Source organism: Paucibacter sp. XJ19-41 (assembly GCF_028462495.1).
Taxonomy (GTDB): Bacteria; Pseudomonadota; Gammaproteobacteria; order Burkholderiales; family Burkholderiaceae_C; genus Roseateles_E.
Map to the genome: position 1 here is coordinate 1 of NZ_JAQOWX010000027.1, position 15,229 is coordinate 15,229.

At 67.4% G+C, this 15,229-nt stretch carries 17 protein-coding genes; 14 read left to right on the forward strand and 3 right to left on the reverse strand.

The window, feature by feature from the left end:
* Positions 1-202: 202 nt before the first annotated feature.
* The 5 genes from PO768_RS09385 (at position 203) to PO768_RS09405 (ending at position 4,315) form a co-directional block, all read left to right on the forward strand.
* Positions 203-676, forward strand: coding sequence for a MaoC family dehydratase (locus PO768_RS09385; protein WP_272645846.1), 474 nt, complete (start codon positions 203-205; stop codon positions 674-676).
* A gap of 318 nt (positions 677-994) precedes the next feature.
* Positions 995-1,747, forward strand: coding sequence for an alpha/beta fold hydrolase (locus PO768_RS09390; protein ID WP_442953207.1), 753 nt, complete (start codon positions 995-997; stop codon positions 1,745-1,747).
* Entirely contained in the window at positions 1,708-2,355 is a 648-nt protein-coding gene (locus tag PO768_RS09395; RefSeq protein ID WP_272645848.1) for an alpha/beta hydrolase, read from the forward strand. The genes PO768_RS09390 and PO768_RS09395 overlap by 40 nt, the downstream gene beginning before the upstream one ends.
* Positions 2,352-3,140 (forward strand): ABC transporter ATP-binding protein, encoded by a 789-nt coding sequence (locus PO768_RS09400; protein ID WP_272645849.1) that lies wholly within the window; start codon positions 2,352-2,354, stop codon positions 3,138-3,140. The genes PO768_RS09395 and PO768_RS09400 overlap by 4 nt, the downstream gene beginning before the upstream one ends.
* The gene (locus PO768_RS09405) at positions 3,137-4,315 is read left to right on the forward strand and encodes an ABC transporter permease (protein WP_272645850.1); all 1,179 of its coding nucleotides are present in this window, start codon (positions 3,137-3,139) and stop codon (positions 4,313-4,315) included. The genes PO768_RS09400 and PO768_RS09405 overlap by 4 nt, the downstream gene beginning before the upstream one ends.
* Positions 4,316-4,332: 17 nt before the next feature.
* Here the strand turns inward: PO768_RS09405 and PO768_RS09410 are convergent, their stop codons facing one another.
* On the reverse strand, positions 4,333-4,608 hold the full coding sequence (locus PO768_RS09410; RefSeq protein WP_272645851.1) for a hypothetical protein: 276 nt from the start codon (positions 4,606-4,608) through the stop codon (positions 4,333-4,335).
* 248 nt (positions 4,609-4,856) lie between these two features.
* Here PO768_RS09410 and PO768_RS09415 point away from each other — a divergent pair, with 248 nt between their 5' ends.
* The 5 genes from PO768_RS09415 to PO768_RS09435 all read left to right on the forward strand — a co-directional run bounded on the left by PO768_RS09415 (position 4,857) and on the right by PO768_RS09435 (position 9,640).
* A complete protein-coding gene (locus PO768_RS09415; protein ID WP_137945380.1) occupies positions 4,857-5,570 on the forward strand; it encodes a helix-turn-helix transcriptional regulator in 714 nt (237 codons plus the stop codon).
* Between the two features lie 111 nt (positions 5,571-5,681).
* Positions 5,682-5,849 (forward strand): hypothetical protein, encoded by a 168-nt coding sequence (locus tag PO768_RS09420; RefSeq protein WP_262972203.1) that lies wholly within the window; start codon positions 5,682-5,684, stop codon positions 5,847-5,849.
* A 58-nt stretch (positions 5,850-5,907) separates the two neighbouring features.
* On the forward strand, positions 5,908-7,146 hold the full coding sequence (locus PO768_RS09425; protein ID WP_272645852.1) for an HlyD family secretion protein: 1,239 nt from the start codon (positions 5,908-5,910) through the stop codon (positions 7,144-7,146).
* A 7-nt stretch (positions 7,147-7,153) separates the two neighbouring features.
* Positions 7,154-9,286 carry a peptidase domain-containing ABC transporter gene (locus tag PO768_RS09430; RefSeq protein ID WP_272645853.1) on the forward strand — a complete coding sequence of 711 codons (2,133 nt, stop codon included), beginning with the start codon at positions 7,154-7,156 and terminating at the stop codon, positions 9,284-9,286.
* A gap of 141 nt (positions 9,287-9,427) precedes the next feature.
* On the forward strand, positions 9,428-9,640 hold the full coding sequence (locus tag PO768_RS09435; protein WP_137945377.1) for a DUF2061 domain-containing protein: 213 nt from the start codon (positions 9,428-9,430) through the stop codon (positions 9,638-9,640).
* On the opposite strand, the gene PO768_RS09440 is transcribed toward PO768_RS09435, so the two are convergent.
* Both PO768_RS09440 and PO768_RS09445 read right to left on the reverse strand, forming a co-directional pair.
* Positions 9,627-10,610, reverse strand: coding sequence for a Bug family tripartite tricarboxylate transporter substrate binding protein (locus PO768_RS09440; RefSeq protein ID WP_137945376.1), 984 nt, complete (start codon positions 10,608-10,610; stop codon positions 9,627-9,629). The two genes, PO768_RS09435 and PO768_RS09440, sit on opposite strands and share 14 nt — an antisense overlap.
* 48 nt (positions 10,611-10,658) lie before the next feature.
* Entirely contained in the window at positions 10,659-10,913 is a 255-nt protein-coding gene (locus PO768_RS09445) for a YkgJ family cysteine cluster protein (RefSeq protein WP_137945375.1), read from the reverse strand.
* A gap of 113 nt (positions 10,914-11,026) precedes the next feature.
* Here PO768_RS09445 and mnmG point away from each other — a divergent pair, with 113 nt between their 5' ends.
* Genes mnmG through PO768_RS09465 form a run of 4 tightly spaced genes read left to right on the forward strand, consistent with a single transcriptional unit; the run spans position 11,027 to position 15,229 of the window.
* Positions 11,027-12,970 carry a tRNA uridine-5-carboxymethylaminomethyl(34) synthesis enzyme MnmG gene (mnmG, locus tag PO768_RS09450; RefSeq protein WP_272645854.1) on the forward strand — a complete coding sequence of 648 codons (1,944 nt, stop codon included), beginning with the start codon at positions 11,027-11,029 and terminating at the stop codon, positions 12,968-12,970.
* Positions 12,960-13,637, forward strand: coding sequence for a 16S rRNA (guanine(527)-N(7))-methyltransferase RsmG (gene rsmG / locus PO768_RS09455; protein WP_272645855.1), 678 nt, complete (start codon positions 12,960-12,962; stop codon positions 13,635-13,637). Before mnmG ends, rsmG begins: the two co-directional genes overlap by 11 nt.
* A 60-nt stretch (positions 13,638-13,697) precedes the next feature.
* Positions 13,698-14,468, forward strand: a complete 771-nt coding sequence (locus PO768_RS09460) for a ParA family protein (RefSeq protein WP_137945373.1) — start codon at positions 13,698-13,700, stop codon at positions 14,466-14,468.
* Positions 14,468-15,229, forward strand: coding sequence for a GNAT family N-acetyltransferase (locus PO768_RS09465; RefSeq protein WP_272645856.1), 762 nt, complete (start codon positions 14,468-14,470; stop codon positions 15,227-15,229). The genes PO768_RS09460 and PO768_RS09465 overlap by 1 nt, the downstream gene beginning before the upstream one ends.

Below are 15,229 nucleotides of genomic sequence, written 5' to 3' on the forward strand. Positions count from 1 at the left end.
CTCGCGCCCGCGGCGCTGGCTGGGCGCCGCCGCGCTGGCCGCGACCCTGCTGCTGGCGCTGGCCTGGTGCAGCCGGCCCGACCCGGCGCTGGACGAGCTGATGCAGCTCGATGTGCTGTCGCAGATCGCGATCGGCGAGCTGTAGCAGCCCGCTGTCGCCGAGGCGATGCCCGGCCGGCTCGGCCCTGCCTATAGTCGGCGCATGGACGCCACGACAAAAAACCATGCTTTCGAAGACTTCCAGGTCGGCCAGGTGCGCGAGTTCGGCGGCCGGGTCGTCGACAAGGCCGAAGGCCTGAGCTTCGCCGCCGCCTACGACCCGCAGCCCCTGCACCTGGACGAGGAGGCCGCCAACGCCTCGGTGCTGGGCGGGCTGTCGGTCAGCGGCTGGCACACCTGCGCGATGGTGATGCGCATGATGTGCGATGCCTACCTGCTGGACTCGACCAGCCAGGGCTCGCCGGGCATTGACAATCTGCGCTGGCTCAAGCCGGTGCGCCCCGGTGACACCTTGCGGGTACGCATGACGGTGCAGGAGACGAAAGCCAGCAAGAGCCGCCCGCAGATCGGCCTGGTGCGCTCGGCCTGGGAGGTCTTCAACCAGCGCGACGAGGCGGTGATGACGATGGAGGGCTGGGGCATGTTCGGCCGACGCGAGGCCACAACCACCAGCTGACGAAAACTTGCCGTTCGCCGCCCCCGGCCGCCGTTCGGGACATCGCCGCGCGGCACTTGTCGCAAGCCTGCTCATAATCCGCTCGCATCAAGCAAGGAGCATGGGCAGATGGCGATGTGCAGAAGAATCCTGGCGCTGGCCCTGCTGGCCGCGGCGCTGAGCCAGCCGGCCAGGGCTGCGGCAACACCTGGCCCCACCGAGCCCTGCCGCATCGAGGGCGTGGCCACCGAGCTGCGCTGTGGCCGGCTGCAGCGGCCGCTCGACCCCGGCCAGCCGCAGGGCCGGCAGATCAGCGTCCACTATCTGGTGGTGCCGGCGATGGCGCGCAACAAGCAGCCCGACCCGGTGCTGCTGCTGGCCGGCGGGCCCGGGCAGAGCGCGATCGAGATCGCCGGCCGGGTCCTGCCTCGGCTTGCGCGGCTGAACAACCGGCGCGACCTGGTCTTCATTGACCAGCGCGGCACCGGCCGCTCGGCGCCGCTGCAATGCGCCGATGACAGCCGCCTGGCGATGGCCGAGGCACTGGACCAGCAGGCCCAGCAGCGCCGCCTGGCGCAATGCCTGATCGAGCTGCAGAAGCTGCCCCATGGCGATCTGCGCTTCTACACCACCACGATCGCGATGCAGGACTTCGACGCAGTGCGCGAGCAGCTCGGCGCCGCGCAGTGGAATCTGGTCGGCGCCTCCTACGGCACACGCGCCGCGCTGGAATATCAACGCCTGTTTCCGCAGCGGGTGCGCCGCACGGTGCTGGACGGCATGGCGCCGCCCGATATGGCCTTGCCGGCCAGTTTCTCGACCGACGGGCAGGCGGCGCTGGACGCGGTCTTCAAGGCCTGCGAGGACGAAGCCGCCTGCAAGACCGCCTTTCCCCGGCTGCGCCAGGACTGGGCGACCCTGCTGCAAGGCCTGCCTCGGCAGGTGGTGCTGGCGCATCCGCTCAGCGGCGCGCCTGAGCGGCTGACGATCACGCGCGAGCTGCTGATGCGGGCGGTGCGCGCGCCCANCTGCAAGGCCTGCCTCGGCAGGTGGTGCTGGCGCATCCGCTCAGCGGCGCGCCTGAGCGGCTGACGATCACGCGCGAGCTGCTGATGCGGGCGGTGCGCGCGCCCATGTATGTGCCAGCCTACGCAGCCGGGCTGCCGGCCGCGATCACCGCGGCGGCCGGTGGCCGCTTCGAGGCGATCTCGGGGCTGAGCGGCGCGCTGGGGAGCGGCCGCAGCGGCAAGCTATCGATGGGCATGCACTTGTCGGTGATCTGCAGCGAGGACCTGCCGCGCTTGGAGCGCACGGCCGATGCGCCGGGCGCCGACTTCGGCCGCATCGATGCCGAGTTCTACCGACAGGCCTGCGCGCAGTGGCCGCGCGGCACGGTGGCCGAGGCCTTCTACCGGGTGAGCACCGCGCCCGCGCCAGTGCTGCTGCTCAGTGGCGGGGCCGACCCGGTGACACCGCCGCGCCATGGCGAGCGCATCGCCGGCGCGCTGGGCCCCAAGGCCCGCCATCTGCAGGTGCCGGCGGCCGGGCACGGCGTGCTGTCCATCGCCTGCATGGGCGAGCTGCTGCACCGCTTCATCAACAGCAAGACCGAGGCCGAGGCGCTGGCCGTCGAGGCCGCTTGCGCCGCCAAGATGCCACGCCCAACGGCGGTATTCCCCATCCAGACCGCGACGCGATGATCAGCATCAGCCAGCTCAGCAAGCAGTTCACGTCCCGGCCCGGCGGCTCGGTATTCAAGCGCGCCCCGAAGCAGATCGTGCGGGCGGTGCAGCATCTCGATCTGGAGGCACCGAACGGCCGCATCACCGGACTGCTGGGACCGAACGGCGCCGGCAAGACCACCAGCCTGCGCATGCTGGCCGGCCTGTTCGCGCCGGACAGCGGCGCGATCAGCGTCGACGGCATCGATGTGCGGCAGGCACCGCAGCAGGCGCTGGCGCGCATGGGGGTGCTGGGCGATGCCCATGGCCTCTATCCGCGCCTGTCGGCGCGCGAGAACATCGTCTATTTCGGGCGGCTGCAGGGCATGGAGGCGGAGGCGGCCCATGCGCGCGCCGAGGCGCTGGCCGAGCTGCTGGACATGCGCGCCATCCTGGACCGGCGCAGCGAGGGCTTCAGCCAGGGCGAACGGATGAAGACCGCGCTGGCCCGCGCCCTGGTGCATGACCCCGCCAATATCGTGCTGGACGAGCCGACCAACGGGCTCGAGGTGCTGGCCACCCGCGCGCTGCGCGAGGCGCTGCGCCATCTGCGCTCGCCGGCCGGGGGCAGCAAATGCATCGTCTTCTCCAGCCACATCATGCAGGAGGTCGAGCTGCTGTGTGACCATGTCGTCGTGATGGCTCAGGGGCGGTCTGTGGCCGAGGGCTCGGTGGCGGCGCTGCTGGAGCGCACCGGACAGCAGCGCTTCGAGGACGCCTTCGTAGCGCTGGCGTTTGCCGACACGCTGGAGGCACGGCCATGAGCAAGAATTTCACGCGCGCGCTGCGGGTGGTGTTTGCCAAGGAGGTGGTCGACGCGCTGCGCGACCGCCGCACGCTGCTGAGGCTGCTGATTCCGGCGGTGCTGATGGGGCCGCTGCTGCTGCTGGCCTTGTCCGGCCTGATCGCCTCGCTGGAGGAGCGGGCCGAGAAGCGCGAGATCCTGGTCGTCGGCATCGAACACGCGCCGACCCTGCGCAACTTCCTGGAGCGCCAGACCTACACGATTAGGACCGCGCCGGCCGACTACGAGGCCGGGCTGCGCGCCACCACCCTGCTCGATCCGGTGCTGGTGATAGGCCCGGACTTCGAGGCCGCGCTGGCGCGCGGCGAGCAGCCGGCCGTGGAGCTGGTCAGCGACAGTGCCAACCAGCGCGCCAGCGCCAGCGTCGGCACGCTGGGCCGGCTGCTGCAGGGCTTCAACCGCGAGCGCGCCGGCGTGCTGCTGGCGCTGCGCGGCGTCTCGGCCAGCCTGCTGCAGCCGGTGCTGGTGGAGGAGCGCGATCTGGCCAGCACCCAGGCGCGCGCGGCGCGGCTGACGGCCATCGTGCCGATGTTCATCATCATGGCCGTGCTCTATGGCGCGCTGACCGCCGCGCTGGACAGCACCTCGGGCGAGCGCGAGCGCGGCTCGCTGGAGCCGCTCCTGATGAACCCGGCCCCGCATATGGTCCTGGTGCTGGGCAAATGGGGCGCGGTGGCCCTGCTGGGCATGGTGGTGGCCGTGCTGGCCAATCTGAGCTTCATCCCGGCCCAGCGCCTGATCCAGAGCGACAGCCTGCAGGCGATGTTCCAGTTCGGCGGCTACGAGGTGGCGGTGTTCGTGCTGCTGCAGCTGCCGCTGGCGGCCGGGCTGGGCGCGCTGCTGATGGCCATCGCGATCCGCACCAAGACCTTCAAGGAGGCCCAGGCCAGCACCACCATCGTCATCACCCTGGTGGCCTTGGCGCCGATGGTGAGCCTCTTGAACCCGGGTGGCGAGGCGGCCTGGTACTACTGGGTGCCGGGCCTGGCGCAGAACAGCCTGATGATGCTGGTGCTCAAGGGCGAGGCCCTGCCCTGGCCCAAGCTGCTGCCCTCGATGGCCGTGGGCGTGGCGCTGACCTGGGTCTGCCTGGCCTTCGTGGCCCGCTCGATGCGCAGCGCGGTAGCCCGGTGAGGAAGTGCTGGATCGCGTCAGTGCAGACCGAGCACGCGCTGCACCTCGTTCTGCCAGGGCAGCGCATGGACAATCTCGTTGAGCTGCAGCACCGATTGCATGGGCGCCAGCACCTCGCCGGCCGGGCTCAGGAACTGCAGATTGGTCACCAGCGACATCGGATCGACCATCGCGACCACGCCCTCGGGCAGACGGATCCAGTCCCAGGCGACCCCGGCGGCGCCGCTGTCGGATTCACCGGTCCACAGGGTTTGCCCCAGGGCCGGATGCTCGGCGTCTCCCGACACCAACACCCGGGTGCTTAAATGCGCGAAATGCAGACGCGGTGCGCGTTCCGCCTCACACAAAATCCGTGGCCATGCGTACACAATCCAAGCTGGAGTCATTGTCTATAGATTTTCGGGTGCGGTTGTGGAACCAAGCGTTCTGGGTCTTGCCAGTTTGCTGACGGGCAACGTAAATCGCTAGCTGTAAACCTTGTCAGGGATATGACGTCCGGCGCCGCAGCTGCGGCCCGGTCAAGCCCTTGGAAACAAGTTAGATGCTGCAGGGCGGTTACCAGTCGGTGCTCGAAGCCAGAACCCGTGATGAATTTCGCGGGGAGATCAGCCGCTTCACGGAAGCCTTGGAATTCGAGACCTTCTCGGCGATCACCGTGGTCGACCATGCGATCAGCAAGTCGGAGTTCATCGTTATCGACAACTGCCCTCCGGGATTTAGGGAGGCGATGGACAGCCCCCAGCTCGGTCGGCAAGACCCGGTGATGCAGCATTGCAAGCGTCATAGCGTTCCAATCGTCTGGGATCAAAAAACCTATGCGAGAGAGGGTGCGGGCGACCTATGGGAAACCCAGGCGCGCTTTGGCTATCGAACCGGCATCTGCCTGGCCCTGCATCTGCCCGAGGGGCGGCACTTCGTGCTGGGGGTGGACCGCGACAAGGCCTTGCCCAAGGACGCCACCGAGCTGACCCGGCTGGTGGCCGATCTGCAGCTGTTTGCGGTCCATGCGCTGGATGCGGCGATGCGCGTGCTGCTGCCGCCGGAGCAGCAGCTGGACGCGCCCAAGCTGACGCCGCGCGAGCTCGAATGCCTGCGCTGGACCATGGAGGGCAAGACGGCCTGGGAGGTCGGCACGATATTGAGCATCACCGAGCGGACGGCGGTGCTGCATATCAATAACGCGATGCACAAGCTGGGCAGCCATAACAAGCATCAAGCCGTTCTCAAAGCGTTGCGCTTAGGCCTAATACGCTAGCACGCTGCCGTACATCCCCCACTGTAAGAGTTGACAGTTACTCATGAATGTTCTTGCTGCTCAAATTCGTTCTGTGCACTTCCTCGCACTTCAACGAATTTGGAGCCGGTCATGCAAAACCAAAAGCAAGTTTCCCCGTCGCAAACCCTGTCGAACGACAAGCTGGCAGCACCTCGCGAAATCGACGCCAGCCTGCTGCATCTGGTCAGCGGCGGCGCACCGAAGAGCACCTGGGGCGCACAGACCCTGTCCACCCAGGCCCCCAAGAGCACCTGGTAAATCACAAGTTTTCGCTGTCATCGGCTCGCGCGAGCGGGCATCTTTTTGCCGAGTCTGAATGCTGTTTCGTAAAGAGGCGCTGGCCGGCCAGCAGCAAGTCTGGCTTGGCAGCATTCAACTTCTCAGACCCCTCTCGCTGAAGCTGCTCACGGCTGTTGCCGTGGGCAGTGTTTTTTTGGTCGTCACGTTTCTGTGCACGGCCGAGTACAGCCGCAAGGCCCGTGTCGCCGGCTATCTGGTGCCGGACCGCGGCGTGCTGCGCATCAGCTCGCCGCAGGCGGCCACGGTGTTGGCCCGCCAGGTCAGCGAGGGCCAGGCCGTCAAGGCCGGCGACGTGCTGTTCGTGCTGAGTCTGGATGCCGCCAGTGGTGCCGGCGAGGGTGTGGCACAAAGCCTGAGCGAGCGCCAACTTTCTCTGAATGAGGCAGCCGAGCAGCAGCGCCGCCTGGCCAGCCAGCAGGACGAGAGCCTGCGGGCCCGCATCGCCACCTTGCAGCGGGAGCTGGCGGCCGCCGCCGTCGAGGCGCAGGCCTATGCCGAACGGCTGCGCCTGCTGCGCGAAGATCTGAGCAAGCATGAGGCGCTGCGCCAGCAGGGCTTCTACTCCGACACCCTGCTGCAGAACAAGCGCCAGGAGCTGCTGCTGGCCCAGGCCCAGGCCCAGAACCTGGCACGCGAGCGCGAGGCCTCGCAGCGAGATCTGCTGGCCCTGCAGGCCGAGGCGCGCGAGCTGCCTTTGCGCAGCCAGGTGCAGCAGGGCCAGATCGCCCGCGACCTGGCCAGCCTGAAGGCTTTGGGCCTGGAGACCGAGGCGCGGCGCCGGCTGATACTGCGCGCGCCGGCCGATGGCGTCGTCAGCACGGTGCAGGCCGAGCCGGGTCAGCCGGTCAACCCCTCGATGGCACTGGCCCAGGTGCTGCCGGCGCAGACCCAGATGCTGGCCCATCTGTATGCGCCGTCCAGCGCGGTCGGCTTTGTGCGCCCCGAGCAGGCCGTGCGCCTGCGCTACCAGGCCTTCCCCTATCAGCGCTTCGGCCATCAGCACGGCCGGGTGCTGCAGGTCTCCCGCACGCCGCTGGCGAGCCAGGATCTGGCCGCCCTGCCGCTGGGCGAGAACAACGGCAACGAGCCGCTGTACCGCATTACCGTTGCCCTGGAACATCAGTCGGTGGCCGCCTACGGGCAGGAACAGCCGCTGGCGGTCGGCATGCAGCTGGACGCCGATGTGCTGCTGGAGAAGCGCCGCCTGATCGAGTGGATTTTCGAACCTTTGCTGAGTCTGGCCCGACGTGTCTGAGTCCTTGTTGAACCGCTTGCACCTGGGCTTGGGCCGGCGCTCCAGGCTGCCGCTGATCCTGCAGACCGAGGGCGCCGAATGCGCACTGGCCTGCCTGGCGATGGTGGCCAGCTTCCATGGCCAGCGCTGCGATCTGGCCGAGCTGCGCGGGCGCTTCTCGCTGTCGTTGAAGGGCGCAACGATGGCCGACCTGGTCCGGATGGCCGACCAGTTGGGCCTGGCCAGCCGTGCCTTGCGCGCCGAACCCGAGCATCTGGCCCAGCTGCAGCTGCCCTGCATCCTGCACTGGGACTTCAAGCATTTCGTCGTGCTGGCCGAGGTGCGCGGCGACCGGGCGCTGCTGCACGACCCGGTGGCCGGCCAGCGCTGGATCACGCTGGCCGAGCTGTCGCGCCACTTCACCGGCGTGGTGCTGGAACTGCGGCCCGGCGCCGATTTCGCGCCCAAGCCGGCACCGCCCAAGATCCGCTGGCAGCAGCTGCTGGGCCGCATCACCGGGCTGAAGCGCTCGCTGGCCCAAATCCTGGCTTTGGCGCTGGCGCTGGAGCTGCTGGTGCTGCTGTCGCCCTTCTTCATGCAATGGGTGGTGGACGGGGTGCTGGTCAGCGCCGACCACGACCTGCTGGTGACCCTGGGCCTGGGCTTCGGTCTCTTGGTGCTGCTGCAGGTGGGCATCGGTGCGCTGCGCTCCTGGGCCGTGCTGCAGCTCTCGGCCAGCCTGAACCTGCAGTGGCTCAGCAATGTGTTCACCCATCTGCTGCGCCTGCCGCTGGCCTGGTTCGAGAAGCGCCATCTGGGCGACATCCTGTCGCGCTTCGGCAGCGTGCAGCAGATGCAGCAGACGCTGACCACCCACTTCATCGAGGCCCTGCTGGACGGGCTGATGGTGCTGATCACGCTGGTGATGATGTGGATCTACAGCCCGCGCCTGGCCCTGGTGGCGCTGGCCGCCGTGCTGGCCTACGGCCTGCTGCGCTGGGTCTATTTCCGGCCGCTGCGGCTGGCCTCGGAGGAGGCCCTGGTGCACGAGGCGCGGCAGACCAGCCACTTCCTGGAATCACTGCGCGGGGCCCAGGCCGTCAAGCTCTTCAATGCCCAGGCCGACCGCAGCGCGCGCTTTGCCAATCTGGTGGTCGAGACCATGAACGCCCAGCTCGGCACGCACCGGCTGGAGCTTGGCATGGGCGTGGCCAACAAGCTGCTGTTCGGGCTCGAGCGCGTCATCATCATCTGGCTGGGCGCCCTGCTGGTGCTGGACCGGCAGCTGTCGGTGGGCATGCTGTTCGCATTCATGGCCTACAAGGAACAGTTCAGCCTGCGCATCAGCGCGCTGATCGACAAGGCGGTGAGCCTGAAGATGCTGGGCCTGCAGGGCGAGCGCCTGGCCGATATCGTGCTGACGGCGCCCGAGCCGAACGAGGCCCCCGCCCTGCCCCGCCCGGTCGAGCAGGCGGCAGCGCTGGAGCTGCGCGAGGTGTCGTTCCGCTATGCCGACGGCGAGCCCGAGGTGATCTCCGGCTGCAGCCTGCGCATCGAGGCCGGCGAGTCGGTGGCCATCGTCGGCCCCTCGGGCTGCGGCAAGACCACCTTGCTGAAGCTGATGCTGGGCATCCATGCGCCGCAATCGGGCGAGATCCGGCTCGGCCAGCAGGCGCTGTCGCAGATCGGCCTGCAAGACTGGCGCGCGCGCATCGGCACGGTGATGCAGGACGACCAGCTGTTTGCCGGCAGCATTGCCGACAACATCTCCTTCTTCGACCCCGAGGCCGATGCCGCCTGGATCGAGCGCTGCGCGGTGCTGGCCTGCGTGCACGAGGACATCGTCGCGATGCCGATGGCCTATGAAAGCCTGATCGGCGATATGGGCTCCAGCCTGTCCGGCGGCCAGCGCCAGCGCGTGTTGCTGGCGCGCGCGCTGTACAAGAAACCGGCCTTCCTCGTCCTCGACGAGGCCACCAGCGCACTGGACGTGGAGCGCGAGCGCCAGGTCAATGCCTCGCTGCGCCAGCTGCCGCTGACCCGCATCGTGATCGCACACCGGCCGGAGACGATTGCGGCGGCGCAGCGCGTCATCACCTTGCAGCAGGGCCGGGTCGCGCAGGATTTGCGCAGCGTGCCGCCACCAGGCGCCCAGGCCTGATCGCGCCCCTAGACCTGTCGCTTCGCGCGAGGTCCCCCGAGGGGGGGGCTATCGCCACGATGGCCAGATTCAACTGGCCGGCCCAGATGGGAATCATTAGCATTCTCCTATCTGATTTTCGATATCGATAGGAGTGACACCATGGCCAAAACCGCCAGCTTCGGCATCCTGCACCTGGGCACCGCCTTCGGCGTCACCTATGCGCTGACCGGCGATGTCGCGATCGCCGGTGCCGTGACCTTTGTCGAACCGATGGTCAACACCGTGATGCACTACTTCCACGACAAGCACTGGGACCGCATCGCCCAGCACCTGCCGCGTCTGACTCGGTTCTCCGGCCTCAATCGGGCTTGATCTTGGCGCGGGCGATCACGGCCTTCCAGCGCTGCTGCTCCTGGGCGATAAAACTGCCGAACTGAGCAGGGGTGTTGCCCACCGGCTCGGCGGCATCGGTGGCCAGGCGCTCCCTGGCGCTGACCGAGCGGATCGCCTTGACGGCCTCGACCGCCAGCTTGTCGATATGGGCCTGCGCCATAGCAGCCGGTGCGTTCAGCCCGTACCACTGCGTCATCTCGAAGCCCGGGAAGCCCTGTTCCGCCACGGTCGGCACATCGGGCAGCTGGGGCAGGCGCTCCTTGGAACCGGTGGCGATGCAGCGCAGCTTGCCGGTCTTGATGAATTGCAGGATGGCCGGCGCACCGACGGCCGCCGCATCCAGCCGGCCGGCCAGCAGATCGGTCAGCTGCGGGCCGGTGCCGCGGTAAGGCACGTGCAGGATGAAGAGATTGCCGGTCATCTTCAGGTATTCGAAGGCCAGGTGGCCGGCGCTGCCATTGCCGGCCGAGCCGTAGTTGAGCTTGCCAGGTTTGCTGCGGGCCAGCGCAACGAACTCTTTCAGGTCCTTGGCCGGCACATCCGGATGGACCACATAGAGGCTGGGCACCTTGGCCAACAGGGTCACCGGCTTGAAGTCCTTGTTGGTGTCGAAGGGCAGCTTGTCGTAGATGAAAGGGTTCACCGCCAAGGTGCCGATATGACCCAGTATCAGCGTGTGCTGGTCATCGGCGCGGGCCACCTCGCCCATTGCGATATTGCCGCCGCCGCCGGGCTTGTTCTCGACATAGACGGTCTGGCCCAGGGTCTTGCTGAGCTCGAAGGCGGTGGCGCGGGCGACGATCTCGCTGCTGCCCCCCGGTGCGAAGGGCACGACCAGACGCACCGAGCGGCTCGGCCAGGGGCCGGCCTGTGCGGCAGCCGGCAGGCCCACCAGGCCGGCGGCACCGGCCAGGCCGGATTGAAGAATAAGGCGGCGATCTACGGGCATGGGCTTGTCTCCATCGTTGTTGTGGAGCCAGTCTAGGCCTGCCGCCTGTCAAGGCGCTGTCTCGCGCTCCATCCAACCGAGCCAGCGCATGGCCTGTTCGCGCGTTTCGCCACACATCATCTCGCTGGGCTGCAGCGAGCCACAGACGGCCGGGCGCTCGGGCCGGCCAAAGATCTTGCAAGCGTCCTGCTCGTCGAGCTGGATGCAGCGCACACCGGCCGGCTTGCCCTGCGGCATCCCGGGTATGGGCGAGCTGATCGACGGCGCGATACAGCAGGCGGCGCAATGGTCTCGGCACTTCATCGCGATATTGTCGCGGCCCTTGCAGCCCCCAGCCGTGACTTATCCACAGCCCCCCGGTAAAATTCAGGGTTTGCCCGCGCCGGCATTTTCGGCGCCTGATCGAGGCACTTCCCATGCTCTACCCCAAGGAATTCGACGTCATCGTGGTCGGCGGCGGCCATGCCGGCACCGAGGCAGCGCTGGCCGCCGCCCGCATGGGCGTCAAGACCCTGCTGCTGACCCACAATATCGAGACCCTGGGCCAGATGAGCTGCAACCCCTCGATCGGCGGCATCGGCAAAGGCCATCTGGTCAAGGAGGTCGACGCGCTGGGCGGTGCGATGGCGGCGGCCACCGATGAGGGCGGCATCCAGTTCCGCATCCTCAACGGCTCCAAGGGCCCGGCCGTGCGCGCCACCCGCGCCCAGGCCGACCGCGTGCTCTACAAGGCCGCAATCCGGCGCCGGCTCGAGAACCAGCCGAATCTGTGGCTGTTCCAGCAAGCGGTCGACGACTTGATGGTCGAGGGTGATCGCGTCGTCGGCGCCGTCACCCAGATCGGCCTGCAGTTCCGCGCCCGCGCCGTCGTGCTGACGGCCGGCACCTTCCTGGACGGCCGCATCCATGTGGGTCTGCAGAACTACAGCGCCGGACGTGCCGGCGATCCACCGGCAGTCTCGCTATCGGGCCGACTCAAGGAGCTGAAGCTGCCGCAGGGCCGGCTGAAGACCGGCACTCCGCCGCGCATCGACGGTCGTTCGATCGATTTCTCCAAATGCGAGGAACAGCCCGGCGATCTGGATCCGGTGCCGGTGTTCAGCTTTATGGGCTCGGCGGACCAGCACCCGCAGCAGGTGCCCTGCTGGATCACCCACACCTCGGCACGCACCCACGAGATCATCCGCTCCGGCTTTGAGCGCAGTCCGATGTTCACCGGCGTCATCGAAGGTGTCGGCCCGCGCTACTGCCCCTCGATCGAGGACAAGGTCAACCGCTTCGCCGACAAGGACAGCCACCAGATCTTCCTGGAACCCGAGGGCCTGACGACACACGAGTTCTACCCGAATGGCATCTCGACCTCCCTGCCCTTCGACATCCAGCTGGCCGCCGTGCAATCGATTCCCGGCCTGGAGAACGCGCACATCCTGCGCCCCGGCTATGCGATCGAGTACGACTACTTTGACCCGCGCGAGCTGAAGAGCAGCTTCGAGACCCGCGCGATCCAGGGCCTGTTCTTCGCCGGCCAGATCAATGGCACGACCGGCTATGAGGAAGCGGCGGCCCAAGGCCTGTTCGCCGGGCTGAACGCCGCGCTGCAGGTCAAGGACAGCGGCCCCTGGTTGCCTGGCCGCGAGCAGGCCTACCTGGGGGTACTGGTCGACGACCTGATCACCAAGGGCGTGACCGAGCCCTATCGTATGTTCACCAGCCGCGCCGAGTTCCGGCTGCAGCTGCGCGAGGACAACGCCGATATGCGACTGACCGAGGCCGGCCGTGAGCTGGGCCTGGTCGACGATGCACGCTGGGAAGCCTTCAACCGCAAGCGCGATGCTGTTTCACGTGAAACAGAGAGGCTGAAGTCGACCTGGGTCCACCCCAGCATCCTGCCGGCAGCCGATGCCGAGCGCCTGGTTGGCAAGACTCTGGAGCGCGAGTACAACTTCATCGACCTGTTGCGCCGACCCGGCGTGGTGTTCGACACACTGGTCGAAGTCGCGTCGATCGCACGGCCTGAAGCGGGTGTTTCACGTGAAACACTGAGCAGTGAGCTGGGTACGACGATGGCCGATGCCGTGATCGAGCAGATCGAGACAAGCGTCAAGTACGCGGGCTACATCAACAAGCAGGTCGAGGACGTTGCCCGCGCGGCCCACTTCGAGAACCTGAGGCTGCCGGCGGAACTGGACTATGGCCAGGTCCAGGCCCTCTCCTTCGAGGTGCGCCAGAAGCTCAGCAAGCACCAGCCCGAGACCCTGGGCCAGGCCTCGCGCATCTCGGGCGTGACGCCAGCGGCGATCTCGCTGCTGCTGGTCCATCTGAAAAAAGGTCGATTCAAGGGATTCGTTGATGCCGCATGACATGAAGCCGGCGCTGGCCGGTGCCGCCGCCGAACTGGGCCTGGCGCTCACCGAGACGCAACTCGATCAGCTGCTGGACTATCTGGCGCTGATACAGAAGTGGAACAAGGTCTACAACCTGACTGCGGTGCGCGAACCCCAGGCCATGCTGACCCAGCATCTGGTGGACAGCCTCAGCCTCATCCCAGCGCTGCGACGCCATGCCAAAGGCCAACCGCTACGCATGATGGATGTGGGCAGCGGCGGCGGCCTGCCTGGTGTGGTGGTGGCGATCTGCGACCCTTCCATCGACGTCACCTGCGTCGATGCCGTCGCCAAGAAGGCCACTTTCATCAAGCAGGTCGCGGCTGAGATCAGCCTGCCGAATCTGCATGGCGAGCATTCGCGTGTCGAGGCGTTGGACACCGCGCCCTTCGACCTGATCACCTCGCGCGCCTTTGCCTCACTGCTGGACTTCACGACCTTGACCCGTCAGCACCTGAAAACCGAAGGTTTCGCCAAGCCGGGCGCCGAATCCGGGGCGATATGGTTGGCGATGAAGGGGCAGCATCCTGCCGAGGAGCTGGCCGCCCTGCCCTCCGATCTGGATGTGTTTCACGTGGAACAACTGCAGGTTCCCGGGCTCGATGCCCAGCGCTGTCTCATCTGGATCAAGCCCAGGGCCTGATCCGGGCTTTTGCCCCGCCCATCCGGGCTACCATCGCTGCCTGCTGAGAAAAACTAGACCATGGCCAAAATCTTCTGCATTGCCAATCAAAAAGGGGGGGTCGGCAAGACCACCACGACGGTCAACCTCGCGGCCGGTCTTGCCCAGGTCGGCCAGCGGGTGCTGGTCGTCGACCTGGACCCGCAGGGCAATGCCACGATGGGCTCGGGCATCGACAAGCGCGCACTGGAGCTGAGCGTCTATGACGTCTTGCTGGAGTCGGCCAGCATCGCCGAGGCCAAGCAGCGCAATGACAAGGTCGGCTATGACGTGCTGGGTGCCAATCGCGAGCTGGCCGGCGCCGAGGTCGAACTGGTCGAGCTGGAACGCCGCGAGCGCCGCCTCAAGGGTGCGCTGGCCGCCGCCAAGGACGACTACGACTTCGTGCTGATCGACTGCCCGCCCTCGCTGTCGATGCTGACGCTGAATGGTCTGTGCTCGGCCCATGGCGTGGTCGTGCCGATGCAGTGCGAGTACTTCGCACTGGAGGGCTTGTCCGACCTGGTCAACACGATCAAGCAGGTCCATGCCAATCTGAACCCGGACCTGCAGATCATCGGCCTGCTGCGGGTGATGTTCGACCCGCGCATCACCTTGCAGCAGCAGGTCAGCGAGCAGCTGAAGAGCCACTTCGGCGACAAGGTCTTTGACAGCGTGATCCCCCGCAATGTGCGCCTGGCCGAAGCGCCCAGCTACGGTCTGCCGGGCGTGGTGTTCGACCCGGCCTCCAAGGGCGCGCAGGCCTTTGTCGAGTTCGCCCGGGAGATGGTGCGCCGCGTGGGGGCGATGTGATGGGGCTCGAAGCACTGGCGCGTCGCGCCGAAGAGGCCGGCCTCAATGCCAGCGCCCCGCCCCAGCAAGCCCAGGTCGACGGTTGGCTGATCCGCCTGTCGCCGGGCAAGGCCAAGCGCTCGCGCTGCGTCAATGCCTTGAGCGCCGGCAGCACCGCGCTGGAGCACCTGCTGGACCGGTGCCGGCAGGCCTTCGATGCGGCCCAGCTGCCGCTGATCGTGCGCATCACCCCCTTCAGTCAGCCGGCCGATCTGGACGCCCAGCTGGCAGCCAAGGGCTGGTTCGACTTTGATCCGGCCGATGTGATGGTGCGCCCTCAGCTCGATGAGCTGCCGGCCGTCCATCAGCGGCTGCAAGCCGTCGATGCACCGCGCTACGCGCAGATTGTTGGCGAGCTGCGCGGCTCCAGTGCCGGCGCGATCGCTGCCCATGCCGAGCGCATGCAGGCCGCTGCTGTGCCTTATCAGGGCTTTGTGCTGCAGAGCGGCGCGGGGCAGTTGCTGGCCTGCGGGCAATTCGTCCGCGAGGGCGATATCGTCGGCCTCTACGACATCTTCACGCCGCCCGAGCAGCGCGGCCAGGGGCATGCCCAGCAGCTGTGCAGCGCCTTGCTGCAGGCCGCCAAGGCCCAGGGCGCAACGCAGGCCTATCTGCAGGTCGGCAGCGACAACGAGGTCGCCAAGCGCCTGTACGCGCGCCTGGGATTTCGCTTCGCCTACCGCTACCACTACCGCAGCGACAACCTGGCCGCCGTGGACTGA